This is a genomic window from Bacillus sp. CPT56D-587-MTF (genome assembly GCF_058792335.1).
Genome location: NZ_JBYTEF010000001.1, coordinates 4144997 through 4169502 on the forward strand (window position 1 = coordinate 4144997; position 24506 = coordinate 4169502).

Below are 24506 nucleotides of genomic sequence, written 5' to 3' on the forward strand. Positions count from 1 at the left end.
GTTATTTCGCCCTCTCTACAAAGATTTCGTTTAACGTCGGCTCTAACATTTTGAATTGTCGTAAGCTAACACCTTGCTCTTGCAACTGTTGCAAAATCTTGAGAGCTTCCGCATCGTCTTGTACTTTCACATAAAGAAGGCCTTGTTGTTTTTCATACGATACATGTATAGCTTCTAATCCCTTTTCATTCTCTACTGTATCTTCAATCGTTAAATTACGGAAACCGTATTCTTTCTTAATATCACTTAGCTGTCCTTTTACGACTGCTTCACCTTTTTTCAAAATACATACATGTTGGCAAAAAGCCTCTACTTGTTCCATACGATGACTTGATAAAATAATCGTCTTTCCGCTCTGTACTTGTTCTTCAATAATACTAGCTAACATCCCAGCATTAACTGGATCAAGGCCGCTGAATGGTTCATCTAGAATGAGAAGTTCCGGATTATGAAGAAGAGCAGCAATTAATTGGATTTTTTGCTGATTCCCTTTTGAAAGCTCTCCAGCCGTTTTAAATTTATATTCTGGTATCGCTAAACGCTCTAACCAGTGATCAATAGCGTGATCCACTTCTTTCTTCGACATTCCTTCTAATCTACCAAAATATCGCAGCTGATCTATTACTCTACTTTTTGTATATAAACCTCTTTCTTCTGGTAAATACCCAATTGTTACACCACTATTTCCAAATGCTTTTCCATCCCATGTAATCGAACCTTCATTAGGCGTTAATAATCCGAGAAGCATTTTGATTGTTGTTGTTTTCCCTGCACCATTTCGTCCAAGTAACCCTAGTACTTCACCTTTTGGTAACGAAATTTGCAAACCGTTAACTGCTTTTGATTCCCCAAATTGTTTCGTTAAGTTTTGAATTTGTAAACTCAAGTATAAAGCCTCCCCTTTAGTATCATTCGTACTCTCTTTCAAAGACTATGTTTATTCAAGACAAAATATAGCACCACGCTTCATCCTCTTATATGTAAACATCGTCATGAATCCATCATTTGTTCTATTTAGTTAAAATTGTAAATAACAAAGTTCTTTTTGTCAATTATAATTGTCATTACGACAATAAAACTTGTCAAAACAGCTATTATTATTTTGCTCATCTTTCTAATATAGGACATACTACTATATATACAAAAGACAATATGCAAATGTTCATATAAAAATATTATATTTTAATATATAATATAAAATGATTTTCTAACATCAAGGAGGATACATATGAAAAGGAGGATACATATGAAGATGAAGAGGGGCATTACCACTTTATTATCTGTAGCGGTTCTATCTACATCACTTGTAGCATGTTCAGGAACACCAGAGAAAACAGTGGCGAAAGAAGAGAAAGTAAAATTAACAGAACAACAATTAATGGCTGATTTATGGTATCAAACAGCCGGTGAAACGAAAGCACTTTACTACCAAGGGTACAACATTGGTCAATTAAAGCTTGATGCAATTCTTGCAAAAGGGACAGAGAAAAAACCTGCTATCGTGCTTGATTTAGACGAAACTGTTTTAGATAACAGTCCTCATCAGGCAATGAGCGTAAAAACAGGCAAAGGCTATCCTTACAAATGGGATGATTGGATTAACAAAGCTGAGGCTGAAGCCCTTCCAGGCGCAATTGATTTCTTAAAATATACAGAGTCTAAAGGTGTAGATATTTACTACATCTCAAATCGTAAAACGAATCAACTAGATGCAACAATTAAAAATCTTGAGCGTGTAGGTGCTCCTCAAGCAACGAAAGAACATATATTACTACAAGATCCGAAAGAAAAAGGAAAAGAAAAACGCCGTGAACTCGTTTCTCAAACCCATGATATTGTCTTATTCTTCGGTGATAACTTATCTGATTTCACAGGTTTTGATGGAAAATCTGTAAAAGATCGTAACCAAACAGTAGCAGATTCAAAAGCACAATTTGGTGAGAAATTCATTATTTTCCCGAATCCAATGTATGGCGATTGGGAAGGCGCTTTATATGATTATGATTTCAAAAAATCAGATGCAGAAAAAGATAAAATCCGTCGCGACAACTTAAAATCATTTGATGTAAAATAAAAGAGGATGGCATTCGCCATCCTCTTTTCAGGCTGTGGAGAAAGTCTTCTCCACAGCCTGTTTTTGTGTCTGAACCTCTTTTTATGTGTCAACACTGATAAAAAAGAGGAAAAGGAGAGATTTTTTATGATGGGTGCTTTAAAAAATCATCGTGATGAGCGTGTATCTGTTTCTGTAGAAGAGTTGGTTCCACAAGATCATTTCCTTCGTGCAATTGAAGCGACAATTAGTTTTGATTTTATTGAAGAGAAGTTACGCCCTTATTACTGTGAAAACAATGGACGCCCGTCCATTCATCCTATTGTTTTATTTAAGATGATGTTTATTGGATATTTTTACGGTATTCGTTCTGAGCGTCAATTGGAAAAGGAAATTAAAACGAATATTGCCTACCGTTGGTTTTTAGGGTTTTCTCTATCGGATACTATTCCGGATCACTCTACAATCAGTTGGAATCGTCGTACTCGTTTTATTCATACAAATATTTTCGAAGAAATTTTTGATGAGATTGTGAGACAAGCGACGGAGCACCGGATGGTAGGAGGACGTGCACTGATGACAGATTCTACACATATTAAGGCCAATGCCAATAAAAATAAATTTGTACATAAATATAAAAAAGAAAAAGCAAAGTTTTATATAGACGAGCTAGAAGCTGCGGTAATCGAAGATCGTGAGGTACATGGAAAAAAGAATTAAAACCTAGAAAGGAAAGTGATACCCCTACCAAAAAAACTCGTATAAGTACAACGGATCCAGATAGTGGATTTTTAATGAGAGATGGAAAACCAAATGGTTTTCATTTCTTGGATCATCGTACGACTGATGCGAAGTACAATATTATTACAGATACCTATGTAACGGCTGGAAATATGGCAGATTCCGAGCCGTATTTAGCACGCCTCCAAGCTCAGATTGATAAATTCGACTTCAAAGTAGAAGCTGTTGCCCTTGATGCTGGCTATTTTACAGGATATATCTGTAAGAAACTATCAGAACGGAATATATTTATGGTGATGGGGTATCGCCGATTTGGAAAACGGAATAAAGAAGTACCGAAAAGCCAATTTAAATATGTAGAAGAAATGAATGTTTTCGCTTGTCCGATGGGATGTATTCTAGAATATGTAACAACTGATCGTGAAGGATACCGTCAATACAAATCGAATCCAGAAGACTGCGCTGTTTGTCCGTTACGTGAGGTGTGCTTTTCAAAGAAACAAAAACAAAAAGTTATCACTCATCATGTGTGGGAGAAATATAAGGATATTGCTAGAAAAAACAAGCTAACAGCTACAGGGAAAAGGTTGTATAAAGTACGCTGTTCCACTATAGAGCGAAGCTTTGCAGACGCCAAAGAACTACATGGCTACCGCTATGCCCGGTTTCGAGGGCTGAAGTCTGTCCAAATGCAAGCTTATCTCACCGCAGCTTGTCAAAACATGAAAAAAATAGCCCTCCACCTGACCAAAAAGGGTCAGGTGGAGGGCTATTTTTTAAAATTCTATTATTTTATGTTGTTTTTATTCGCTAAAATCAAAAAAGATTCCAGAGTGTTGGGAACCCTAAAGGGTTTCCCAACACTCTGAAAAGAGGATGGCATTCGCCATCCTCTTTTATTTTACTTTCTCTGTTAAAGGCAAGATAAATACTTCCACACGTCTATTCTTTGCCTTTCCTTCTTGTGTATCGTTTGGAGCAATTGAACGGTATTCTCCGTATCCAATCGCACTAAATTTTTCTGGTTGTAATTCTTTATTTTGCAGTAATACTTGCATAAAATTAACTGCCCGCTGCGTACTTAATTCCCAATTCGACGCAAACTGCGCATTGGCAATAGGGACATTATCCGTATGACCCGATACTGTAATTTCACGAGGTGACGCTGAAACAAGTAAGCTAGACATCTCTTTTGCAATCCCTAAAGATTCTAATTTCACATCTGCTTTCCCCGAATCAAACAGTATATTTTCTAATATTGTCACCATTAATCCCTTTTCAGTTAATTTAGTTTGAAAAGAAGAAGATAATTGTTTTTCATTAATATATTGATCAATCTTTTTTTGTAATGCTTTCAATTCATCCATCTCTTTTTTTTCTTTAGCTCTAGCTTCTTCTTGTTTTTTTGCTTGTTCTGCCTCAAGGCTACTTGCTGATAATTCTTTTTCATCATTTGGCTTTTGATCACTTAAAAATTCTTTGTTACCTGTTCCCCCAGCTAATTCACTTCGAAAAGCAACTGCCATCTGTTTAAACTTCGCAGCATCTATACTACTCATTGCGAATAAAACGATAAACAATGCAAATAACAACGTTAACATATCAGAATATGGGATTAACCACGTTTCATCGATATACTCATCATGTTTTTTCTTTTTGCCTCTTCTATTTTTCTTACTCCGCATTTTTTTCTGCTCCTTTTTCTAGCTTTTTACGCTCAGTTGCAGAAAGTGCACCTAAAATGCGGTTCTTCATAATAAACGGATATGTACCTTCTTGTAACATTAATAAACAATCAATGATTAAACGTTTTTTCTCAATTTCAGCTGAAGATTTTTGCTTTAACTTATTTGCAAATGGATGCCATAATACATAACCTGAAAAAATACCAAAAATCGTTGCAATAAACGCACCCGAAATAGCATGACCTAACTTTTCAATATCAGTTAAGTTACCAAGCGCAGCTACAAGACCGATAACAGCACCTAAAACTCCTAATGTCGGTGCATACGTACCAGCTTGTGAAAAAATAGCAGCTCCCTTTGCATGTCTTTCTTCAATTGCTTCTAATTCAGATTCCAAAATCTGCTCTAAATCTTCTGCGGATACGCCATCAATCACAAATTTCATACCGCGCAAAAGAAATTCATCTTGAATTTTGTCTAATTGTTGCTCTAAAGACAAAATACCGTATTTTCTACTTTCAGATGTCCAATGAACAAATAATTCTAGCAACTGTTCATAACTTAAATCCTTTTTATTTGAACCAAAAAGAACTTTAAATAGTTTTGGAACCCTTTTTAGTTGATTCATCGGAAATGCAATACATACTGCAGCAAATGTACCGATAAAAATAATTAATGCTGCGGCAGGATTTAATAAGGCTGTTACGTCAGCGCCCTTGACGACCATCCCTACTACCACTGCTACAAATCCTAAAATAAGTCCAATAATTGTTGCAAAATCCATTCCCATTCACTCCTAGTCTATACAAGAAGTTCTTTATTCTCGATAATCGCTACATCTTCTTATGTATATATATTACATAAAAAATGCAAATCATGAAAGATAAGAAATGAATTATATAAAAAAATACTACAAATTCACACATTTTCTGACATTTTCTTTGCATTTCTATTACGTTATGACTCTTATATTCCTTTTCCAACAAACTAGATTTATAATAAAAAAACAATACACATTTTATGAAGAAGGGACTGTGATTACAAGGCATCATGAAAAAGATAATAATTATTTCTGCCACTACTATTGTAATCGGGATCACATCTTTCGCTTACTTTGGTTCTAAAACACCACTACATAATGAAGCAAAAGCTGTCGAAAGTCAAAAGCATAATAACCATAAAAAAGAAGAGATTCCTGCTTTTCCAAAAGCTGATCATAATGCAAAGAAAATAGACAATGACTTTTCAGTTGTAACAAATCCAAAATCTAATCTTGTCTTAATTAATAAACATCGAAAACTACCAGATGGATACATTCCTGAAGACTTAACGAGACCAAATGTACCATTTATTAGTCCAAAAGATAAAGAAAAAACATTGCTGCGCAAAGATGCTGCCGAGGCACTTGAAAACATGTTCAAAGCTGCGAAAAAAGAAGGGCTTGATTTTACAGCTGTATCTGGTTATCGTTCATACAAACGCCAAAAATCGTTGCATGATACATACGTTAGACGTCAAGGAAAAGCCGAAGCTAATTCGGTAAGCGCAATTCCTGGTACAAGTGAACACCAAACGGGTTTAGCAATGGATATTAGTTCAAAATCAGCTAAATTTCAATTAGAGCCTATCTTCGGAGAGACAGCAGAAGGAAAATGGGTCGCGGAACATGCTCATGAATTCGGCTTTGTCATTCGTTACTTAGAAGATAAAACAGATACAACAGAATATGCCTATGAACCATGGCACTTACGCTACGTTGGTAATCCATACGCTACATACCTATATAAACATCACTTAACATTAGAAGAAGCGATGGAAGACAAAAAATAAGAGAGCAAATTGCTCTCTTATTTTTCTTTCACTCTATTATTGTAGTAATTTCTTCTTCCATTCTTCAGGCCATGGTTCGCCTCTTCCTGTTTTTTTCGAAGCTTGAACCATCATTCCGCGACCTACTAAACAAACCTCTCCTGCTGCATTTTTCACCATATAATGTAAATCTAAAGAAGAATTCCCGACCGATCCTGCCTTTACATACACCTTCAGCTGTTCATCAAAATATATTTGCTTAATAAAATTACATTGTAAATCCGCAACAACGATCATCGTTTCTGATGATGCATGTGTCCACTCTTGCATAAATCCAAGTTCTTTAAACAACGCAATACGAGCTTCTTCAAAATAAGTGAAAGCAACGACATTATTTACATGTCCAAACATATCTACTTCACCAAAACGAACCTTTACAGGGTTGTAAAACGAAAAACCACTTTCCCATTGCTCAAAGTCTTCAATATAAGAAATCCTCTTCATTGTTATCTCTCCTTTTCACCTTTAAATAAACAGAATAAACAGAAAAATACAGTTATAAATATTGCCTCTTCGATATGAAGAGGCAATATTTATTAATAGTTATTATCGCTACCAAAGAAATCTTTGAACGATTGAATTGTTGTATCACGGTTTAATGCCGCAATTGAAGTTGTTAAAGGAATACCCTTCGGACATGATTGCACACAGTTTTGAGAGTTACCACAGTTTGCTAGTCCTCCATCTCCCATAATTGCACGTAAGCGATCTGCTTTATGCATTTCACCCGTTGGATGTGAGTTGAATAAGCGAGCTTGTGATAACGGTGCTGGTCCAATAAAGTCAGACTTACTGTTTACGTTTGGACATGATTCTAAGCAAACACCACATGTCATACATTTTGAAAGCTCATAAGCCCATTGACGCTTTTTCTCAGGCATTCTTGGTCCTGGACCTAGGTCATACGTACCATCAATTGGAATCCACGCTTTAACGCGTTTTAGAGCATTAAACATGCGACTACGATCAACTTGTAAGTCACGTACAACCGGGAATGTCTTCATCGGTTTTAAGCGAATTGGTTGCTCTAATTGATCGATAAGTGCCGTACATGATTGACGTGGTTTTCCGTTAATCACCATCGAACATGCACCACATACTTCCTCTAAGCAGTTCATATCCCAGGCAATCGGAGTTGTTTGGTTCCCTTTTGAATCAACAGGATTACGACGGATTTCCATAAGTGCTGAGATAATATTCATATTCGGACGATATGGAATTTCAAACTCTTGGTCAAACGCTTGCGCATCTGGCCCGTCTTGTCTCGTAATGATGAGGCGGATTGTTTTCTCAGACATGTTGTTTATCCCCCTTCTCTTCACCCTTAGCAGCTACATCGTGTTTTGAAGAATAATCACGTTTACGCGGTTTAATTAACGAAATATCAACGTCCTCGTAATGGAATGCTGGTGCATTTCCTTCTCCCTCAAATTTTGCCATCGTAGTTTTTAAGAAGTTTGCATCATCACGATTTGGGAATTCAGGTTTGTAATGCGCCCCACGGCTCTCATTACGGTTATATGCGCCAATTGTAATAACACGTGCTAACTCAAACATATTTGCAAGTTGGCGTGTAAATGAAGCACCTTGGTTACTCCATCTTGCTGTATCGTTAATGTTAATACGTTTGTAACGAGCCATTAATTCTTCAATTTTCGCATCTGTTTCTAATAATTTTTTATTTTCACGAACTACTGTAACGTTATCTGTCATCCATTCTCCAAGCTCTTTATGAAGAACATACGCATTTTCGTTACCATCCATCGTTAAAATATTGTTAAATTTCTCTGTTTCGATTAATTCATTTTGCTCATATACAGTAGATGAAACAGCATCAGATGATTTAGAAAGACCTTTCATATACTCAATTGCGTTTGGTCCTGCTACCATACCACCATAAATTGCTGATAATAGTGAGTTCGCACCAAGACGGTTACCACCGTGCATAGAATAATCACACTCACCTGCTGCAAATAAACCTGGAATGTTTGTCATCTGTTTATAATCAACCCATAGTCCGCCCATTGAATAGTGAACAGCTGGGAAGATTTTCATCGGTAGTTTACGAGGATCATCCCCTGTAAATTTCTCATAGATTTCAATAATTCCACCTAGTTTAATATCTAGTTCTTTTGGATCTTTATGAGAAAGATCTAAGTAAACCATGTTTTCACCGTTAATACCTAGTTTTTGCTCTACGCAAACATCAAAGATTTCACGCGTTGCGATGTCACGAGGTACAAGGTTTCCGTAAGCCGGATATTTTTCTTCTAAGAAGTACCATGGTTTACCATCTTTATATGTCCAAACACGTCCACCTTCACCACGTGCAGATTCACTCATAAGACGTAATTTATCGTCTCCAGGAATTGCCGTTGGGTGAATTTGAATGAACTCACCGTTTGCATAATATGCGCCTTGTTGATATACAGCAGAAGCTGCTGTACCTGTATTGATAATGGAGTTTGTTGATTTTCCGAAAATGATACCAGGGCCCCCTGTTGCCATAATCACGGCATCTGCTCCGAAACTTCTAATCTCCATAGTTTGTAAGTCTTGTGCAACGATTCCTCGGCACACACCTTCATCATCAACAACAGCTCGTAAGAAATCCCAACCTTCATATTTCGTTACAAGTCCTGCTACTTCGTGACGACGTACTTGCTCATCTAATGCGTAAAGTAATTGCTGTCCAGTTGTTGCACCAGCAAATGCTGTACGGTGATGTTGCGTTCCACCAAATCGACGGAAATCAAGAAGTCCTTCTTCCGTACGGTTGAACATAACACCCATACGGTCCATTAAATGAATGATACCAGGTGCTGCTTCACACATTGCTTTAACTGGTGGTTGGTTCGCTAAGAAGTCCCCACCATAAATTGTATCGTCAAAGTGGATCCATGGAGAATCCCCTTCACCTTTCGTATTTACGGCACCGTTAATTCCGCCCTGAGCACATACAGAATGTGAACGTTTTACTGGTACTAAAGAAAACAGTTCAACATTTACTCCTGCTTCTGCCGCTTTAATCGTTGCCATTAAGCCAGCCAAGCCACCGCCGACTACTATAAGTTTCCCTTTCATGCTCTCCCACTCCTTACTGGTTTGCTAGCTGTGGATCGATGAACGCTAATAATGCACTCACACCTACATAAGATAAACCTAAGAAAATAGCTAATGTTACATAAGTAGAGATTCTTTGTGAACGTGGAGATACTGTAATTCCCCAGCTGATGCAGAATGTCCATAGTCCATTTGCAAAGTGGAAAATTGTTGAAACAACACCAACTAAGTAGAATGCAAACATAGCTGGATTGTTTAAAATATCTGCCATCATATCATAGTTTACCTCTTTACCTAACATTGCTTGAATACGAGTTTCCCAGACGTGCCAAGAAATGAAGATCAGCGTAACGATACCTGAAATTCTTTGGAAGACGAACATCCAGTTACGGAAATAACCGTAAGAAACCGCATTGTTCTTAGCTGTAAATGCAATATATAAGCCATATATTGCATGGTACAGTATCGGTAAAAAGATGATGAAAATTTCTAGCGCATACCGGAATGGAAGGAGCTCCATAAAGCCTGCAGCTTTGTTAAAAGCCTCTGCTCCTCGTGTTGCAAAGTTGTTTACAATTAAATGTTGCGTCAAAAAGACACCAACCGGGATGACCCCCATTAATGAGTGCCACTTACGAAACGTATACTCGCGGCCTTTCATGTCCCCATTACCCCCCTTGAATGTTTGACTGCTGTTTTCAGATTAGTTTATGACAATAATGTTTTTTCACTATTGGCATAAGAAAAACTGAAAAAATTATTCGAAATATTTCAGCATAATTTGATACCAAGTTCATTTTACTCCTATTTTTGTCGAAGCGTCAAGAAAACGTATACATAATTTGCATATAATTTGCCAATTCTTTTTTTCTTCTTATATATTCAGATTTTCCTAAAGAAAAATCTGTTTTTATAAATGTGAAATGTTATATAATAATCCCTATAGAAAGAGGGGAATATTGTGAGTAAAAATACAATCGATACAACATCTTTAGAAGATGTTTCATTGAACGCCTTCGCTTATGAATTGCTACGTGAAGAATTACTACCTGATTTAATCGGCAACGATTTAGATGGTATTTTATACTGGTCTGGTAGAAACCTTGCAAGAAAATATCCGCTAGAAACAATTGAAGAAGTCATTCAGTTCTTTGAAAAGGCTGGCTGGGGCACTTTAAGCATTGTTGAACATAAGCGTCGTGAAATGCAGTTCCAACTTAAAGGCACACTCATCGCAGAACGTCAAAAACAAAAACGACATTCTTCTTATCAACTAGAAGCCGGATTCATCGCTGAACAAATCCAAAAGCAACGGAACGTCGTTGCAGAGTCATACGAAGAAAAGAAAAAACGTTCTGACTCTATTACATTTCTTGTAAAATGGGATATAAAAGATCTCATTGAAGTGTAAGCATTACCTACAGTCAACTAGACATATCAGTTTAGTTGACTTTTTTGTATTTTCATTCAGATGAGTTTATTTTAAATCTTCAGAAATTATACCAAAAAACAGAAGACGTTGTAAACTACAACGTCTTCTTATCTGTTAAATACGTATAAATCGTCTCCGCGACATTTTTCGGCATACCCGCTTCGACAAATTCCTCTATAGAAGCTTCTTTCATCTTCTTTAATGAACCAAAATGTTTTAACAATACCTTTTTCCGTTTATCACCGATTCCTGGAATATCATCCAATGCTGATTGAATGACAGATTTCCCATGTAATTGACGATGGAATGTAATCGCAAATCGATGCACCTCATCTTGAATACGCTGCAATAAATAAAATTCTTGGCTATTTCTCTCAAGCATCACAGGTTCCGGTGGATCCCCAATAATTAAATGGGAGGTTTTATGTTTATCATCTTTTACAAGACCTGCCATCGGAATATATAATCCGAGCTCATTCTCTAAAATATCACTTGCAGCCGCTAGATGGCCTTTTCCTCCATCAATAATAATCAAATCAGGTAAAGGTGAATTTTCTTTAAGCGCCCTTGTATAACGGCGCCTCACAACTTCTCTCATAGACTCATAATCATCTGGCCCTTGAACCGTTTTAATTTTATATTTTCGATACTCTTTCTTCGCCGGTTTCCCATCGATAAAAGCAATCATTGCAGAAACGGGATTTGTTCCTTGAATATTTGAGTTATCAAACGCTTCAATACGATACGGCGTTTCAATCCCAAGCTGCTTCCCTAAATGATCTACCGCTTTAATCGTTCGTTCTTCATCACGTTCAATTAAGTAAAACTTCTCTTCAAGAGCAATCTTCGCATTTTTATTTGCCAATTCTACAAGGTCTTTTTTCTTACCACGTTTCGGCTGCGTCGCTTCCACTTCTAAAAAGCGCTCTACTAATTCCGAGTCTATACTTCCTGGAACGACAATTTCCTTCGGCTTAAAATGACTACTGTTTTCATAAAATTGGCCGATAAACGTTAAAAAACCCTCTTCTGGTTCATCGTAAATTGGAAACATAGAAACATCACGTTCAATTAGCTTTCCTTTTCGAACGAAGAAAACTTGAACACACATCCATCCTTTATCCACTGCATATCCAAACACATCACGATCCACTAAGTCACTCATAATCATCTTTTGTTTTTCCATAATCGCATCAATATGAGCAATTTGATCACGCAACTCTTTTGCACGTTCAAACTCTAGTTTCTCTGAGGCCTCATACATTTTTATTTCTAGTTCTGAACGAACTTCTTTATGTCCACCATTTAAAAACTTAATAATTTCATCTACGATTTCTTTATTTTGTTCTTCCGTCACTTCTTTCACACAAGGCGCTAAACATTGACCCATATGATAATACAAACAAACTTTATCTGGCATATTCGTGCATTTCCGAAGTGGATACATACGATCTAGCAGTTTTTTCGTTTCATGAGCAGATTGTGCATTTGGATAAGGACCAAAATATTTCCCTTTATCCTTTTTTACGTTTCGAGTAATGAGTAAGCGCGGTTGCTTCTCCGCCGTAATTTTAATAAAAGGATATGTTTTATCATCTTTTAATTGAATATTATATTTCGGATCATATTTTTTAATTAGATTTAACTCTAAAATAAGTGCTTCTAAATTCGAAGAGGTTACAATATATTCAAAATCAACAATTTCTCCTACAAGCCGCAGTGTTTTCCCATCATGTGAACCAGTAAAGTACGAGCGCACACGATTTTTAAGCACTTTTGCCTTTCCGACATATATAACCGTTCCTTGCTTATCTTTCATCAAATAACAACCAGGTTGATCTGGTAAAATAGCCAACTTCTCTTTCAAATGTTCGTGCACTCGTCTCCCTCCATTTCTACATACTTAGCATTTTTATTTTCCCTTGAAAACATACTATGCCCAAACACCCAACATACGTTCTTTTATTGTAACGGAAAGACTGTAAAAAAGAAAATAAAAAAAGCTACCAAATGGTAGCTTTTTTTCAGGCTGTGGAGAAAGTCTTCTCCACAGCCTGTTTTTGTGTCTGAACCTCTTTTTATGTGTCAACACTGATAAAAAAGAGGAAAAGGAGAGATTTTTTATGATGGGTGCTTTAAAAAATCATCGTGATGAGCGTGTATCTGTTTCTGTAGAAGAGTTGGTTCCACAAGATCATTTCCTTCGTGCAATTGAAGCGACAATTAGTTTTGATTTTATTGAAGAGAAGTTACGCCCTTATTACTGTGAAAACAATGGACGCCCGTCCATTCATCCTATTGTTTTATTTAAGATGATGTTTATTGGATATTTTTACGGTATTCGTTCTGAGCGTCAATTGGAAAAGGAAATTAAAACGAATATTGCCTACCGTTGGTTTTTAGGGTTTTCTCTATCGGATACTATTCCGGATCACTCTACAATCAGTTGGAATCGTCGTACTCGTTTTATTCATACAAATATTTTCGAAGAAATTTTTGATGAGATTGTGAGACAAGCGACGGAGCACCGGATGGTAGGAGGACGTGCACTGATGACAGATTCTACACATATTAAGGCCAATGCCAATAAAAATAAATTTGTACATAAATATAAAAAAGAAAAAGCAAAGTTTTATATAGACGAGCTAGAAGCTGCGGTAATCGAAGATCGTGAGGTACATGGAAAAAAGAATTAAAACCTAGAAAGGAAAGTGATACCCCTACCAAAAAAACTCGTATAAGTACAACGGATCCAGATAGTGGATTTTTAATGAGAGATGGAAAACCAAATGGTTTTCATTTCTTGGATCATCGTACGACTGATGCGAAGTACAATATTATTACAGATACCTATGTAACGGCTGGAAATATGGCAGATTCCGAGCCGTATTTAGCACGCCTCCAAGCTCAGATTGATAAATTCGACTTCAAAGTAGAAGCTGTTGCCCTTGATGCTGGCTATTTTACAGGATATATCTGTAAGAAACTATCAGAACGGAATATATTTATGGTGATGGGGTATCGCCGATTTGGAAAACGGAATAAAGAAGTACCGAAAAGCCAATTTAAATATGTAGAAGAAATGAATGTTTTCGCTTGTCCGATGGGATGTATTCTAGAATATGTAACAACTGATCGTGAAGGATACCGTCAATACAAATCGAATCCAGAAGACTGCGCTGTTTGTCCGTTACGTGAGGTGTGCTTTTCAAAGAAACAAAAACAAAAAGTTATCACTCATCATGTGTGGGAGAAATATAAGGATATTGCTAGAAAAAACAAGCTAACAGCTACAGGGAAAAGGTTGTATAAAGTACGCTGTTCCACTATAGAGCGAAGCTTTGCAGACGCCAAAGAACTACATGGCTACCGCTATGCCCGGTTTCGAGGGCTGAAGTCTGTCCAAATGCAAGCTTATCTCACCGCAGCTTGTCAAAACATGAAAAAAATAGCCCTCCACCTGACCAAAAAGGGTCAGGTGGAGGGCTATTTTTTAAAATTCTATTATTTTATGTTGTTTTTATTCGCTAAAATCAAAAAAGATTCCAGAGTGTTGGGAACCCTAAAGGGTTTCCCAACACTCTGAAAAAAAGCTACCAAATGGTAGCTTTTTTTATTTTAGAAGTGTTTAGAAACTAATTCTACTAACGCTTCTTTCGGTTTGTAACCTAACGCTTGATCAACTACTTTACCGTCTTTTAATACGAAAAGAGCTGGAATGCTCATTACTTCGAATTGACGAGCAGTTTCTTGGTTTTCATCAACGTCTACTTTTACTACTTTTACTTTTTCGCCTAGTTCTGCATCAATTTCCTCTAATACAGGAGCGATCATTTTACAAGGTCCACACCAAGGTGCCCAGAAATCTAATAATACAACACCTTCGCTAGTTTCTGCTGCGAAGCTTTGGTCATTTGCGTTTACAATTGCCATTTTATTTCCTCCTTCAAGTATATTCTACCAAGAGTATATCATTAACTTATATACGTGGCGAATAATATGTATCGTTATGTATTGTAACAAAAAAATGTTCCTTTATACTATATAAAAATACGGATTAAATACTAAAAAGATGAGAGACAGGGGATCTCTCACCTTTTTCTATATATAGGGGTACTTCACTTGGAACTCAAGGGTACTTAAATCATGAATGTACTTTTAACTTTTTAAACTCTTCTGTTAAAAGAGGTACAACTTCGAATAAGTCACCGACAATACCATAGTCAGCTACTTTAAAGATACTTGCTTCTGGATCTTTATTAATCGCAACGATTATTTTTGAGTTAGACATACCTGCTAAATGCTGAATCGCACCAGAAATACCACATGCAATGTATAAGTCTGGCGTAACAACTTTACCAGTTTGACCAATTTGTAATGAGTAATCACAGTATTCAGCGTCACAAGCACCACGAGATGCCCCAACAGCGCCGCCTAGTACGTCTGCTAACTCTTTTAATGGCTTAAAGCCTTCTTCACTCTTCACACCACGTCCGCCAGCGATAATAACTTTTGCTTCAGAAAGATCCACACCTTCTGCTGTTTTACGGACAACATCTTGAATGATTGTACGTAAATCTTTCACATCAACTGTAATAGAAGATACGTCACCGCTTCGAGACTCATCTTTTTCCAGAGTTGCAATGTTATTTGGACGCACTGTCGCAAATAAGATGCCGTCTGTTACAATCTTCTTCTCGAATGCTTTACCAGAGTAAATTGGACGAGTGAAGATAACATTTCCACCTTCAACCTCTAAAGCAGTTACGTCAGAAACTAAACCAGCTTCAAGCTTCGCTGCTAATTTTGGTGATAAATCTTTACCAAGTGCTGTATGTCCAAAAACGATACCTTCTGGATTTTCTTCAGCATGTACAGCTAAAAACGCTTGTGCATAACCATCAGATGTATATGATTTTAATTTATCATTTTCAACTGTCACAACGCGATTTGCACCGTAATGAATCAATTCATTTGCAAAAGAGGCAACGCTGTCTCCAATTAGAAGACCTACTACTTCACCGCCTTCTGCAATTGTTTTTGCTGCTGCTACCGCTTCAAAAGAAACGTTACGTAGCGATCCATCACGAACTTCACCCATTACTAATACTTTACGAGCCATAGATTTTCCCTCCTGCATATATAATTTCGTATTTTATTAGATTACTTTCGCTTCTGTATGGAGCAACGATACAAGTTCTTTTACTTGATCTTGCAGCTCGCCTTGTAACACTTTTCCTGCATCTTTCTTAGGAGGCAAATAGATTTCAATTGTTTTTGTCTTTGCTTCCACATCATCTTCTTCTAAATCTAAATCATCTAATTCTAATTCTTCTAGCGGCTTTTTCTTCGCTTTCATAATACCTGGAAGCGATGGATAACGCGGTTCATTTAAACCTTGCTGTGCTGTTACTAAAACTGGTAATGAAGTTGCAATCACTTCTGTATCACCTTCAACATCACGCTCAATCTTCACATTTGTACCGTCAATTTCAAGTTTTGTAATTGTCGTTACATATGGAATATTTAACGCTTCAGCTACGCGTGGCCCTACTTGTCCAGATGCACCATCAATTGCAACGTTTCCGCCTAAAATTAAATCTGCATCTTTATCTTTTAAATACTCAGCAAGTACTTTTGCTGTCGTGAACTGGTCACCATTTTCTACATCATCTTCAATATTAATTAATACCGCTTTATCACAGCCCATTGCTAATGCAGTACGAAGTTCTTTCTCACTATCTTCGCCACCGACTGTTACAACTGTAACTTCTCCACCTTGTGCGTCTCTTACTTGAATTGCTTCTTCAATTGCATATTCATCGTAAGGGTTGATGATGAATTCCGCTTCGCCATCGTAAATTGCACCGTTTTTAATTACGATTTTTTCTTCTGTATCAAATGTTCGTTTCATGAGTACGTAGATGTTCATTCCATTTACCCCCTTGTTTTTCAGAAAGATTCTATCAATTTTAATTTTCTGTTAATTTATATTAAAAAAATAATTGAACTACCTGCCACTAAATGAAGGTTTACGCTTTTCTAAAAATGCGGCTACACCTTCTCTTCCATCTTCACTCGTAAATACTTCACCAAAAATTTGTGATTCACGTTGTACACCTTCATAGTAATGAGACGATTTTGTCGTTTGCAATAACTCTAGTACAGCACGAGTTGTTGCTGGACTTTTTCCAGCAATTTGTTTTGCAACTTTAAGCGTATCATCTAAAAGAGATTCTTCAGAGAACAATCCGTTAACAAGTCCCCACTTTAATGCTTCTGCACCAGTAATTGGTGTACTTGTTAACATCATTTCACAAGCTTTCGCTTTCCCAACATAACGTGGTAAGCGCTGTGTACCAGCAAAGCCAGGAATTAATCCAAGTGTTAATTCAGGTAAACCAAGTTTTGCACTTTCAGTTGCAAAGCGCATGTGGCAAGACATAGCAAACTCAAGGCCGCCGCCCAGTGCCGCTCCATGAATTGCCGCAATAACTGGTTTTGAACATTTTTCAACACGCTCAAACGTAACTTGTCCAAGCTGTGCTAATTCTGTTGCTTGCTTCGCTTCAGTAACAGATGTAAATTCTTTAATATCTGCTCCTGCTGAGAAGAAACGTCCTTCACCGTGAATAACAACAACACGAATGTTATCATCCTTTTCCACTTGATCAATTAATTCAGTAACGTCATGCATAACTTGTGAAGACATCGCATTCGCTGGTGCGTGATTTAACGTCGCCACCGCGATATGATCTTCAACTCTTACAGATAGGAATTTCAACATGATCCCTCCCATTATTGACGATAACCACAAGCTGCAATAAGTAGCCCGTGTACCGTTTTTGAAAGTGCGACCAGATCATACTTATGATCGCTCATTACCCAATTGGTCACAACTTCATCTACTGTTCCAAAGATCATTTGTCTTGCCACGCGAACATTTAAATCTGCTTGAAATTCACCTTGTTTTATACCAGTCTCTAAAATCTCATCCATAACTTGTAAGTAGCCTTTTAATACTTCATTTATTTTAAGGCGCAAGTCTTGATTGGACTGCCTTAGCTCTAATTGCGTAACGATAGCAAGCGGATCATTTTGCGACAACAGCAAGAAGTGCGTTTCTACCAACATGAATAACTTCGATACAGCGCTTTCAATTCCTGCTGTTTTTTGACGAATTGTTTCGACAAATTCTCCCATCTTCTCTTGGAATAAGGATATTAATATATCTTCTTTATTTTTAAAATATAAATAAATCGTGCCATCAGCTACCCCAGCTTGCTTTGCGATTTTAGAAACTTGCGCTTGGTGGTACCCATTCTCCGCAATCACAATGACTGCCGCATCAATAATTTGATTGTATTTCGGTCTATTTTTCTTCACTTTACTGTCCCCTTCAAGAAGATGACTGAATGAATAGTCATTCATATTCTTATAATACTGACTATTTAGAAAAGTGTCAATCCTATTTTTTCAAAAAGAAAGGGCCTTAGCCCGTTTGCTCATCCTCATTCTTTCTCTTCTCTTCATCTATTAGAACACGGCGTAAAATTTTCCCTACTGTCGTTTTTGGCAATTCATCTCTAAACTCATATACTTTCGGCACTTTATAAGCCGCTAAATATTTACGTGCAAACTGATTTAATTCTTCCTCAGAGCACTCCGTACCTTCTTTTAACACAACAAATGCTTTAACTGTCTCTCCTCGGTACGGATCTGGAACTCCAATTGTCACTACTTCTTGCACTTTTTCATGCTCATATAATACTTCTTCAACTTCTCGAGGATACACATTAAATCCACTCGCGACAATCATATCTTTCTTGCGATCTTTTACATAGAAGAATCCATCTTCATCCATGTAGCCAACATCACCTGTATGGAGCCAGCCATCTTGCAATACAGCCGCTGTTTCCTCTGGCTTATTCCAATATCCTTTCATAATTTGAGGACCTTTCACTACAATTTCACCTATTTCTCCTGGCGGTAATGCCTCACCAGTTTCAAGCGACATAATGATTGCTTCTGTATCTGGCCACGGAACTCCGATGCTACCTGGCACTCGCTTTTCCCATAAAAAATTACTATGTGTAACCGGAGAGGATTCTGTTAAACCATATCCCTCTACTAGTTTACCACCTGTAACTTTTTCGAACTTTTCCTGTACTTCTACTGGCAGTGGTGCTGATCCACTAATACAAGCACGAATAGAAGAAATATCGTATTCTTTTAAAAGCGGACTATTTAAAAGAGCGATATAAATAGTTGGTGCCCCCGGAAACAATGTCACTTTATGCTTCTTAATCGCTTCAAAAACCATTTTCATATCAAACTTTGGAATAAGGACCATTTTGTATCCTTGCATAATACTTAAATTCATAACAGCTGTCATACCATAAACATGGAAAAATGGAAGAACCCCAAGAACGACTTCTTCTCCTTCTTTGCAATTATATAACCATTGAACTCCCATTAACGTGTTAGAGACGAGGTTTTTATGCGTTAACATAACTCCTTTCGGAAATCCGGTTGTTCCTCCTGTGTACTGTAAAAGAGCTAGATCATTTTCAGGATCACAAGGCACCTCAACATTCGTATTCACTTCTTTTTCTACTGAATTCCAAAGATGAATCGTTTCACTCTCTGATACTTTCACAACTAAATTCGACTGTTTTTTCTGCACAAATGGATACAATAGATTTTTAGGGAATGGTAAAAAGTCTGCAATACGAGTTACGATAATATGCTCAATTTTTGTAGCAGATTGAACATTCGTTACTCTTGGAAACACTAAATCGAGACAAAGAATTACTTTTGCTCCCGAGTCATGAAGCTGATATTCTAATTCCCTTTCTGTATACAGTGGATTGGTTTGTACTACGATACCTCCCGCAAGTAATGTACCGTAATAACCAATTACAGCTTGCGGACAATTCGGCAACATAATAGCAACTCGATCACCCTTTTCCACACCGAGCTTTTGAAGATAATTTGCAAACCGCTTCACCTTATCATGGAAGTCCGAAAACGTAATATCCTTCCCTAAAAAGTGAAGCGCTTTCTTTTCTGGGTAGCGAGAAGCCATCTGTTCTACATATCTATGAAGCGGCTGAATATCATAAGAAACCGTACTCGGAATTTCCTCTGGATAACTTTTCAACCATGGTTTTTCCACCTTCATTCCCCCTTCAAATACATAAAAAATAAATGAATGTTCATTCATGATGGTTATTTTCATTATATTATAGTCACCATAGCGTTACAATCATAATATTCTGACTTTTATATAACTATGCTTTACTTCATTAACTTCTTATTATATGTAGAAACTCTCTTAATCTTAAAAGAGTAAGAGAGTTTGTCATTAACTTAATCTTATAATTGTTAATACCGCTCCTGGGGTAGTTGTTGATAATGTCGCAACAGCTAACAAACCAAATAATTGCAAACTAATTGCACTCCCCGCCGCAAGAGTCGTAATAATTGTCGCACTAAATGATGTCGTTGCTAATGCAGGAGAATTAATAGTCCCAGCAAGCGGTGCCCCATTAATTGTAATTCGTGAACTAACTAATAATGCAGCCGTTATATTAATTGAATATGAAATATAATAATTCCCTGCATTTGCAGCCGTAAATACTGTGTTCCCCCCAGACACTGTAATACCTGGACCGATATTCTGATTGTTTGGAAGTGGGACATTTGTTCCACCTAGTAGTACCGATATTGCTGTACCCGACGTATTATTTGCAAATGCGTATGTTGCCGTTATACTTGTGCCTGTTGCTCCTGTTGGACCTGTATCGCCTGTTGCTCCTGTTGGGCCTGTCGCTCCCGTTGGACCCGTCGCTCCCGTTGGACCCGTTGCCCCTGTTGAACCTGTCGCTCCTGTTGGGCCTGTCGCTCCCGTTGGACCCGTTGCTCCCGTTGGACCCGTTGCTCCCGTTGCCCCTGTCGGACCAACCTTAGGAACTGTCCCATCGCAACTAAAACAGCATGAATCAACATGTACACCATTTTGATTATTACACCCACAATATCCATTTATGTTATTGCTCCATGAAGACATGTTGATCACTTCCTTTACATTCGATCTTTTTAGCGCAATCACCGACTTAAAAAACACCTATCTAAATAACAAAGAAATACTTTGCCTAGTTGGGGATAAAACACAGATTTCCTCCATACATTCTAGTAATTATTACATGCGATTCACTCTCCTTTTGCTTGTACTTTCGCCTTATCTCCACAGACTATTAACAATACACATTACACTATCGTACACAGCCACTTTTCCATTTAAACTTTCCACATTCGCCAATATTTTTAGTAAAGAGGCTTATTCTTCATAAATAGTGACTATAATATATAAAAATCCGTATAGTTCGTTATTTTTCGTCAAAATTTTAAAAATATATTGACACTTAAAATATCCTCATAGTATGATTTGGATGTTGTAATTGATAACCATTTTCACTTATGGTACTAGTTACAAAAAACACTTAATTTGGGGGCAGAAGATGAAGAAAATTCTCAGTATTTTCATAGTAGTTCTTCTATTCGCTGTTGGATGCGGACAGCAAAAAGAGGAGAAAAAAGAAACAAAAGCGGACAATAAAAATCAAGCTATAACAATTAAACACGCTGAAGGGGAAACGAAGTTAGATAAACCAGCAAAAAAAGTAGTTGTACTTGAGTGGGTATATTCTGAAGACTTATTAGCACTTGGTGTTCAGCCAGTAGGGATGGCAGACATTAAGAATTATAATAAATGGGTAAATACAAAAACAAAACCGAGTAAAGATGTTGTAGATGTAGGGACACGTCAACAACCAAACTTAGAAGAAATTAGCCGTTTAAAACCAGACTTAATTATTACAGCTTCATTCCGTGGTAAAGCAATTAAAAATGAATTAGAGCAAATTGCACCAACAGTTATGTTTGATCCATCAACAAGCAATAACGATCACTTTGCTGAAATGACAGAAACATTTAAACAAATTGCAAAAGCAGTTGGAAAAGAAGAAGAAGGTAAAAAAGTATTAGCTGATATGGATAAAGCATTCGCTGATGCAAAAGCAAAAATTGAGAAAGCAGACTTAAAAGATAAAAACATCGCAATGGCACAAGCATTTACTGCTAAAAACGTACCAACATTCCGTATCTTAACTGACAATTCTTTAGCTTTACAAGTTACAAAAAAATTAGGTCTAACAAATACTTTTGAAGCAGGAAAATCTGAGCCAGATGGTTTTAAACAAACAACTGTAGAATCATTACAAAGTGTACAAGATTCAAACTTCATTTACATTGTAGCGGATGAAGATAACATTTTTGACACGCAACTAAAAGGCAACCCTGCTTGGGAAGAATTAAAGTTCAAAAAAGAAAACAAAATGTATAAATTAAAAGGCGACACTTGGATTTTCGGTGGTCCTGAGTCTGCAACATCTTTAGCAACACAAGTAGCAGATGTAATGACAGCGAAGAAGTGATTACACAATGAATAGCTTACAACATACACTTCGAGCAAGTCTTGTATTCGGAGGAGGAGCAGCTCTCTTGCTCCTCCTTTTCTTTATTCATATCGGACAAGGTCAAGCAAACATTTCCTATAGTATGATTATTGATGCTCTTATCTCACCGAACCAATCGCTAGAACATCAAACTTTAATCATGCTTCGATTACCTAGAGCTGTAATTGCCATTTTAGCTGGAGGCGCTCTTGCTGCATCAGGGGTTATTTTACAAACGTTAACGAAAAATCCACTTGCTGAATCCAGTACAATGGGTATTCACTCTGGCGCATATTTCTTTCTAGTAGCGGCTACAATTTTCTTACCGAAAGATTTACAAATTAATTCTCTTCTGTTCACATTTATCGGTGGTGCTATTACTGCTTTATTTGTATACCGTATTTCTGGTGGAAAAAAGGGAACCCCACTTAGAATGGCATTAGCTGGTATGGTCGTTACATTAATGCTCTCTGCCTTTACCGGAACGATGCAGCTTTTCTATGAAAATGAAACAGCTGGTTTATTTTTATGGGGAGCTGGCTCTCTTATTCAAAATAACTGGGATGGCGTTCAATTTGCTTTTCCATTTATCATTATTTCTTTCCTAGTTTTACTATTTATGTCTCGTAAACTCAACATTCTCTTACTTGGTGATGATGTTGCTATTTCTCTTGGTGAAAAAACAGCAGTAACACGTCTTATCGCCTTCATTGCTGCAATCTTTTTAACAGCAGTAATTGTTACTGTTGTTGGACCAATTGGCTTTGTCGGCTTAGTTGCACCTCATTTAATGCGCCTTATCGGATACCGTCAACACTTTACTCTTCTTCTCTCTTCTTTCTTATGGGGGGCAGTATTATTGCTTGGAGCAGATGTTGTCGGTAGATTAATAGATCCAACCGGTGCAGAACTTCCTGTTGGGGCAGTCACAGCAATGATTGGATCTCCTTGGCTTATTTACTTAGTGTATCGAATGATGAAATCGAAACAATATATGAATGATAACGGTGCGAATGCAGCTGGAGCTAGTTCCCGCTATTACTCTTATAAAAAGGTAATCATTATATCTATCACACTTTGTATTGTGACGATTGCTCTTGGTGTTACAATCGGTAGTAACGCTTATATCGAAAGCATTACTAATGTTATATCAGGTCAATTAACACAATTTGACAAAAATATGATGATGAATCTTCGTTTACCAAGAATGCTCGTTGCTGCTATTGCTGGCGCATGCCTTGCAATAAGTGGGCTTGTTTTCCAAAGTATATTACGAAACCCACTTGCCGATCCTTCTATTATTGGTATTTCATCGGGAGCTGGTGTCGGTGCTTTAACGATTATGTATGTCTTCCCTGCACTTCCTGGTTTCTTCCTACCAATTGGTGCATTTATTGGCGGACTACTTGCAGTTGGAATTGTCCTCTTCTTCTCTTGGAAATCAGGATTTAGTCCAACAGCTCTCGCTTTAATAGGGATTGGTATTTCTGCGCTTGGCTCAGCAATTATTCAAATCTTTATCGTTAGAGCCAATTTGAATGTTGCCGCTGCTTTAACATGGTTATCTGGCAGTACGTATGCAAGAGGGTGGAATCACTTAGAAAATATCATTCTATATCCATCTCTAATTCTTGTATTCATTATCTTTTTCTTAATAAAACAACTTGACGTTCTCGTACTGGGAGACGATTTAGCAACTGGACTTGGGCAACCAGTAAATAAAACACGTCTTGCTCTAATTGTGCTAGCGACACTACTTGCATCAGTAAATATCGCTGCTGTCGGTACAATTGCCTTTTTAGGCCTTGTCGCACCTCACTTAGCAAGAATTGTTGTTGGTATGAACCATCAAAGACTATTCGTTTGCTCAGCACTGTTTGGAGCAATTCTTCTTTCCATTGCTGACTTACTCGGCCGAACAATTGCATATCCGAAAGAAATTCCTTCTGGTCTTGTCGTCGCTGTACTTGGAGCACCTTATTTCTTATGGTTGATGAGGAAGAGTGGGAAGAAAGTTAATTAAAAAGGAGGCTTCTTGTTAGAAGCCTCCTTTTTAATTAACTTTCTTTAGTGGGGGTTTTCTTCATCCCCGCTAATTATTAGCCCACACCAATCGGGCTTTTATGAGCAGTGAATCTCCCACC

20 protein-coding genes and 2 pseudogenes are annotated in these 24506 nt (G+C 37.3%); 7 read left to right on the top strand and 15 right to left on the bottom strand.

Features of this window, described 5'->3' with window-relative positions:
- Window position 1: 1 nt before the first annotated feature.
- Window positions 2–886, bottom strand: coding sequence for an ABC transporter ATP-binding protein (locus AC3WVZ_RS21375; RefSeq protein ID WP_000058117.1), 885 nt, complete (start codon window positions 884–886; stop codon window positions 2–4).
- 360 nt (window positions 887–1246) lie between these two features.
- Between AC3WVZ_RS21375 and AC3WVZ_RS21380 the strand changes: the two genes are divergently transcribed.
- Complete coding sequence (locus AC3WVZ_RS21380) at window positions 1247–2074, top strand: 5'-nucleotidase, lipoprotein e(P4) family (protein WP_000782767.1); 828 nt, start codon at window positions 1247–1249, stop codon at window positions 2072–2074.
- A 126-nt stretch (window positions 2075–2200) separates the two neighbouring features.
- A pseudogene (locus tag AC3WVZ_RS21385) lies at window positions 2201–3570 on the top strand (IS1182-like element ISBth7 family transposase); the annotation flags it as partial.
- A gap of 120 nt (window positions 3571–3690) precedes the next feature.
- On the opposite strand, the gene motB reads toward AC3WVZ_RS21385, so the two are convergent.
- Window positions 3691–4479, bottom strand: a complete 789-nt coding sequence (motB, locus tag AC3WVZ_RS21390) for a flagellar motor protein MotB (protein ID WP_233935371.1) — start codon at window positions 4477–4479, stop codon at window positions 3691–3693.
- Window positions 4469–5263 (bottom strand): flagellar motor stator protein MotA, encoded by a 795-nt coding sequence (gene motA / locus AC3WVZ_RS21395; RefSeq protein WP_000344859.1) that lies wholly within the window; start codon window positions 5261–5263, stop codon window positions 4469–4471. Before motA ends, motB begins: the two co-directional genes overlap by 11 nt.
- Before the next feature lie 266 nt (window positions 5264–5529).
- Between motA and AC3WVZ_RS21400 the strand changes: the two genes are divergently transcribed.
- Complete coding sequence (locus AC3WVZ_RS21400) at window positions 5530–6309, top strand: M15 family metallopeptidase (RefSeq protein ID WP_233935372.1); 780 nt, start codon at window positions 5530–5532, stop codon at window positions 6307–6309.
- Between the two features lie 36 nt (window positions 6310–6345).
- On the opposite strand, the gene AC3WVZ_RS21405 is transcribed toward AC3WVZ_RS21400, so the two are convergent.
- The 4 genes from AC3WVZ_RS21405 to sdhC form a co-directional block, all read right to left on the bottom strand.
- Entirely contained in the window at window positions 6346–6792 is a 447-nt protein-coding gene (locus tag AC3WVZ_RS21405; protein ID WP_000822734.1) for an acyl-CoA thioesterase, read from the bottom strand.
- Window positions 6793–6884: 92 nt separating this feature from the next.
- On the bottom strand, window positions 6885–7646 hold the full coding sequence (gene sdhB, locus AC3WVZ_RS21410) for a succinate dehydrogenase iron-sulfur subunit (protein WP_001291827.1): 762 nt from the start codon (window positions 7644–7646) through the stop codon (window positions 6885–6887).
- Window positions 7639–9432 carry a succinate dehydrogenase flavoprotein subunit gene (sdhA, locus tag AC3WVZ_RS21415; protein ID WP_000676750.1) on the bottom strand — a complete coding sequence of 598 codons (1794 nt, stop codon included), beginning with the start codon at window positions 9430–9432 and terminating at the stop codon, window positions 7639–7641. The genes sdhB and sdhA overlap by 8 nt, the downstream gene beginning before the upstream one ends.
- 13 nt (window positions 9433–9445) lie before the next feature.
- Window positions 9446–10072 (bottom strand): succinate dehydrogenase cytochrome B558, encoded by a 627-nt coding sequence (sdhC, locus tag AC3WVZ_RS21420; protein ID WP_000678354.1) that lies wholly within the window; start codon window positions 10070–10072, stop codon window positions 9446–9448.
- A 300-nt stretch (window positions 10073–10372) separates the two neighbouring features.
- On the opposite strand from sdhC, the gene AC3WVZ_RS21425 reads away from it, so the two are divergent.
- Window positions 10373–10822: a YslB family protein gene (locus AC3WVZ_RS21425; protein WP_000042226.1), complete on the top strand. Its 450-nt coding sequence runs from the start codon at window positions 10373–10375 to the stop codon at window positions 10820–10822.
- 115 nt (window positions 10823–10937) lie between these two features.
- Here the strand turns inward: AC3WVZ_RS21425 and uvrC are convergent, their stop codons facing one another.
- Complete coding sequence (gene uvrC, locus AC3WVZ_RS21430) at window positions 10938–12722, bottom strand: excinuclease ABC subunit C (RefSeq protein WP_000544296.1); 1785 nt, start codon at window positions 12720–12722, stop codon at window positions 10938–10940.
- A 244-nt stretch (window positions 12723–12966) separates the two neighbouring features.
- Here uvrC and AC3WVZ_RS21435 point away from each other — a divergent pair.
- Window positions 12967–14336: pseudogene (locus AC3WVZ_RS21435) on the top strand (IS1182-like element ISBth7 family transposase); the annotation flags it as partial.
- A 125-nt stretch (window positions 14337–14461) separates the two neighbouring features.
- Here the strand turns inward: AC3WVZ_RS21435 and trxA are convergent.
- From trxA to AC3WVZ_RS21470, 7 genes are all read right to left on the bottom strand, one after another.
- On the bottom strand, window positions 14462–14776 hold the full coding sequence (gene trxA / locus AC3WVZ_RS21440) for a thioredoxin (RefSeq protein WP_001018943.1): 315 nt from the start codon (window positions 14774–14776) through the stop codon (window positions 14462–14464).
- A gap of 211 nt (window positions 14777–14987) precedes the next feature.
- Window positions 14988–15965 (bottom strand): electron transfer flavoprotein subunit alpha, encoded by a 978-nt coding sequence (gene etfA, locus AC3WVZ_RS21445; protein WP_233935374.1) that lies wholly within the window; start codon window positions 15963–15965, stop codon window positions 14988–14990.
- 36 nt (window positions 15966–16001) lie between these two features.
- Window positions 16002–16775, bottom strand: coding sequence for an electron transfer flavoprotein subunit beta (gene etfB, locus AC3WVZ_RS21450; RefSeq protein ID WP_001029028.1), 774 nt, complete (start codon window positions 16773–16775; stop codon window positions 16002–16004).
- Between the two features lie 78 nt (window positions 16776–16853).
- Window positions 16854–17630 carry an enoyl-CoA hydratase gene (locus AC3WVZ_RS21455; protein WP_000911292.1) on the bottom strand — a complete coding sequence of 259 codons (777 nt, stop codon included), beginning with the start codon at window positions 17628–17630 and terminating at the stop codon, window positions 16854–16856.
- 11 nt (window positions 17631–17641) lie between these two features.
- Window positions 17642–18229 (bottom strand): fatty acid metabolism transcriptional regulator FadR, encoded by a 588-nt coding sequence (gene fadR, locus AC3WVZ_RS21460; RefSeq protein ID WP_000742223.1) that lies wholly within the window; start codon window positions 18227–18229, stop codon window positions 17642–17644.
- A 106-nt stretch (window positions 18230–18335) separates the two neighbouring features.
- A complete protein-coding gene (locus tag AC3WVZ_RS21465; RefSeq protein WP_000414746.1) occupies window positions 18336–20021 on the bottom strand; it encodes a long-chain-fatty-acid--CoA ligase in 1686 nt (561 codons plus the stop codon).
- A 189-nt stretch (window positions 20022–20210) separates the two neighbouring features.
- On the bottom strand, window positions 20211–20915 hold the full coding sequence (locus tag AC3WVZ_RS21470; protein WP_233935375.1) for a BclA C-terminal domain-containing protein: 705 nt from the start codon (window positions 20913–20915) through the stop codon (window positions 20211–20213).
- Window positions 20916–21366: 451 nt separating this feature from the next.
- Here AC3WVZ_RS21470 and AC3WVZ_RS21475 point away from each other — a divergent pair, with 451 nt between their 5' ends.
- Window positions 21367–22341 (top strand): ABC transporter substrate-binding protein, encoded by a 975-nt coding sequence (locus AC3WVZ_RS21475; protein WP_000722821.1) that lies wholly within the window; start codon window positions 21367–21369, stop codon window positions 22339–22341.
- 7 nt (window positions 22342–22348) lie between these two features.
- Window positions 22349–24385 (top strand): Fe(3+)-hydroxamate ABC transporter permease FhuB, encoded by a 2037-nt coding sequence (fhuB, locus tag AC3WVZ_RS21480; protein WP_001087088.1) that lies wholly within the window; start codon window positions 22349–22351, stop codon window positions 24383–24385.
- Window positions 24386–24506: the final 121 nt, after the last annotated feature.

Excerpts from the sequence above, each read along its gene's own strand:
- sdhA (WP_000676750.1), bottom strand. The coding sequence starts at position 9,432 with ATGAAAGGGAAACTTATAGTAGTCGGCGGTGGCTTGGCTGGCTTAATG.
- AC3WVZ_RS21400 (WP_233935372.1), top strand. The coding sequence starts at position 5,530 with ATGAAAAAGATAATAATTATTTCTGCCACTACTATTGTAATCGGGATC.
- AC3WVZ_RS21380 (WP_000782767.1), top strand. The coding sequence starts at position 1,247 with ATGAAGATGAAGAGGGGCATTACCACTTTATTATCTGTAGCGGTTCTA.
- AC3WVZ_RS21455 (WP_000911292.1), bottom strand. The coding sequence starts at position 17,630 with ATGTTGAAATTCCTATCTGTAAGAGTTGAAGATCATATCGCGGTGGCG.
- etfA (WP_233935374.1), bottom strand. The coding sequence starts at position 15,965 with ATGGCTCGTAAAGTATTAGTAATGGGTGAAGTTCGTGATGGATCGCTA.
- trxA (WP_001018943.1), bottom strand. The coding sequence starts at position 14,776 with ATGGCAATTGTAAACGCAAATGACCAAAGCTTCGCAGCAGAAACTAGC.
- sdhB (WP_001291827.1), bottom strand. The coding sequence starts at position 7,646 with ATGTCTGAGAAAACAATCCGCCTCATCATTACGAGACAAGACGGGCCA.
- fhuB (WP_001087088.1), top strand. The coding sequence starts at position 22,349 with ATGAATAGCTTACAACATACACTTCGAGCAAGTCTTGTATTCGGAGGA.
- AC3WVZ_RS21475 (WP_000722821.1), top strand. The coding sequence starts at position 21,367 with ATGAAGAAAATTCTCAGTATTTTCATAGTAGTTCTTCTATTCGCTGTT.
- AC3WVZ_RS21405 (WP_000822734.1), bottom strand. The coding sequence starts at position 6,792 with ATGAAGAGGATTTCTTATATTGAAGACTTTGAGCAATGGGAAAGTGGT.
- AC3WVZ_RS21470 (WP_233935375.1), bottom strand. The coding sequence starts at position 20,915 with ATGTCTTCATGGAGCAATAACATAAATGGATATTGTGGGTGTAATAAT.
- motB (WP_233935371.1), bottom strand. The coding sequence starts at position 4,479 with ATGCGGAGTAAGAAAAATAGAAGAGGCAAAAAGAAAAAACATGATGAG.
- motA (WP_000344859.1), bottom strand. The coding sequence starts at position 5,263 with ATGGATTTTGCAACAATTATTGGACTTATTTTAGGATTTGTAGCAGTG.
- etfB (WP_001029028.1), bottom strand. The coding sequence starts at position 16,775 with ATGAACATCTACGTACTCATGAAACGAACATTTGATACAGAAGAAAAA.
- sdhC (WP_000678354.1), bottom strand. The coding sequence starts at position 10,072 with ATGAAAGGCCGCGAGTATACGTTTCGTAAGTGGCACTCATTAATGGGG.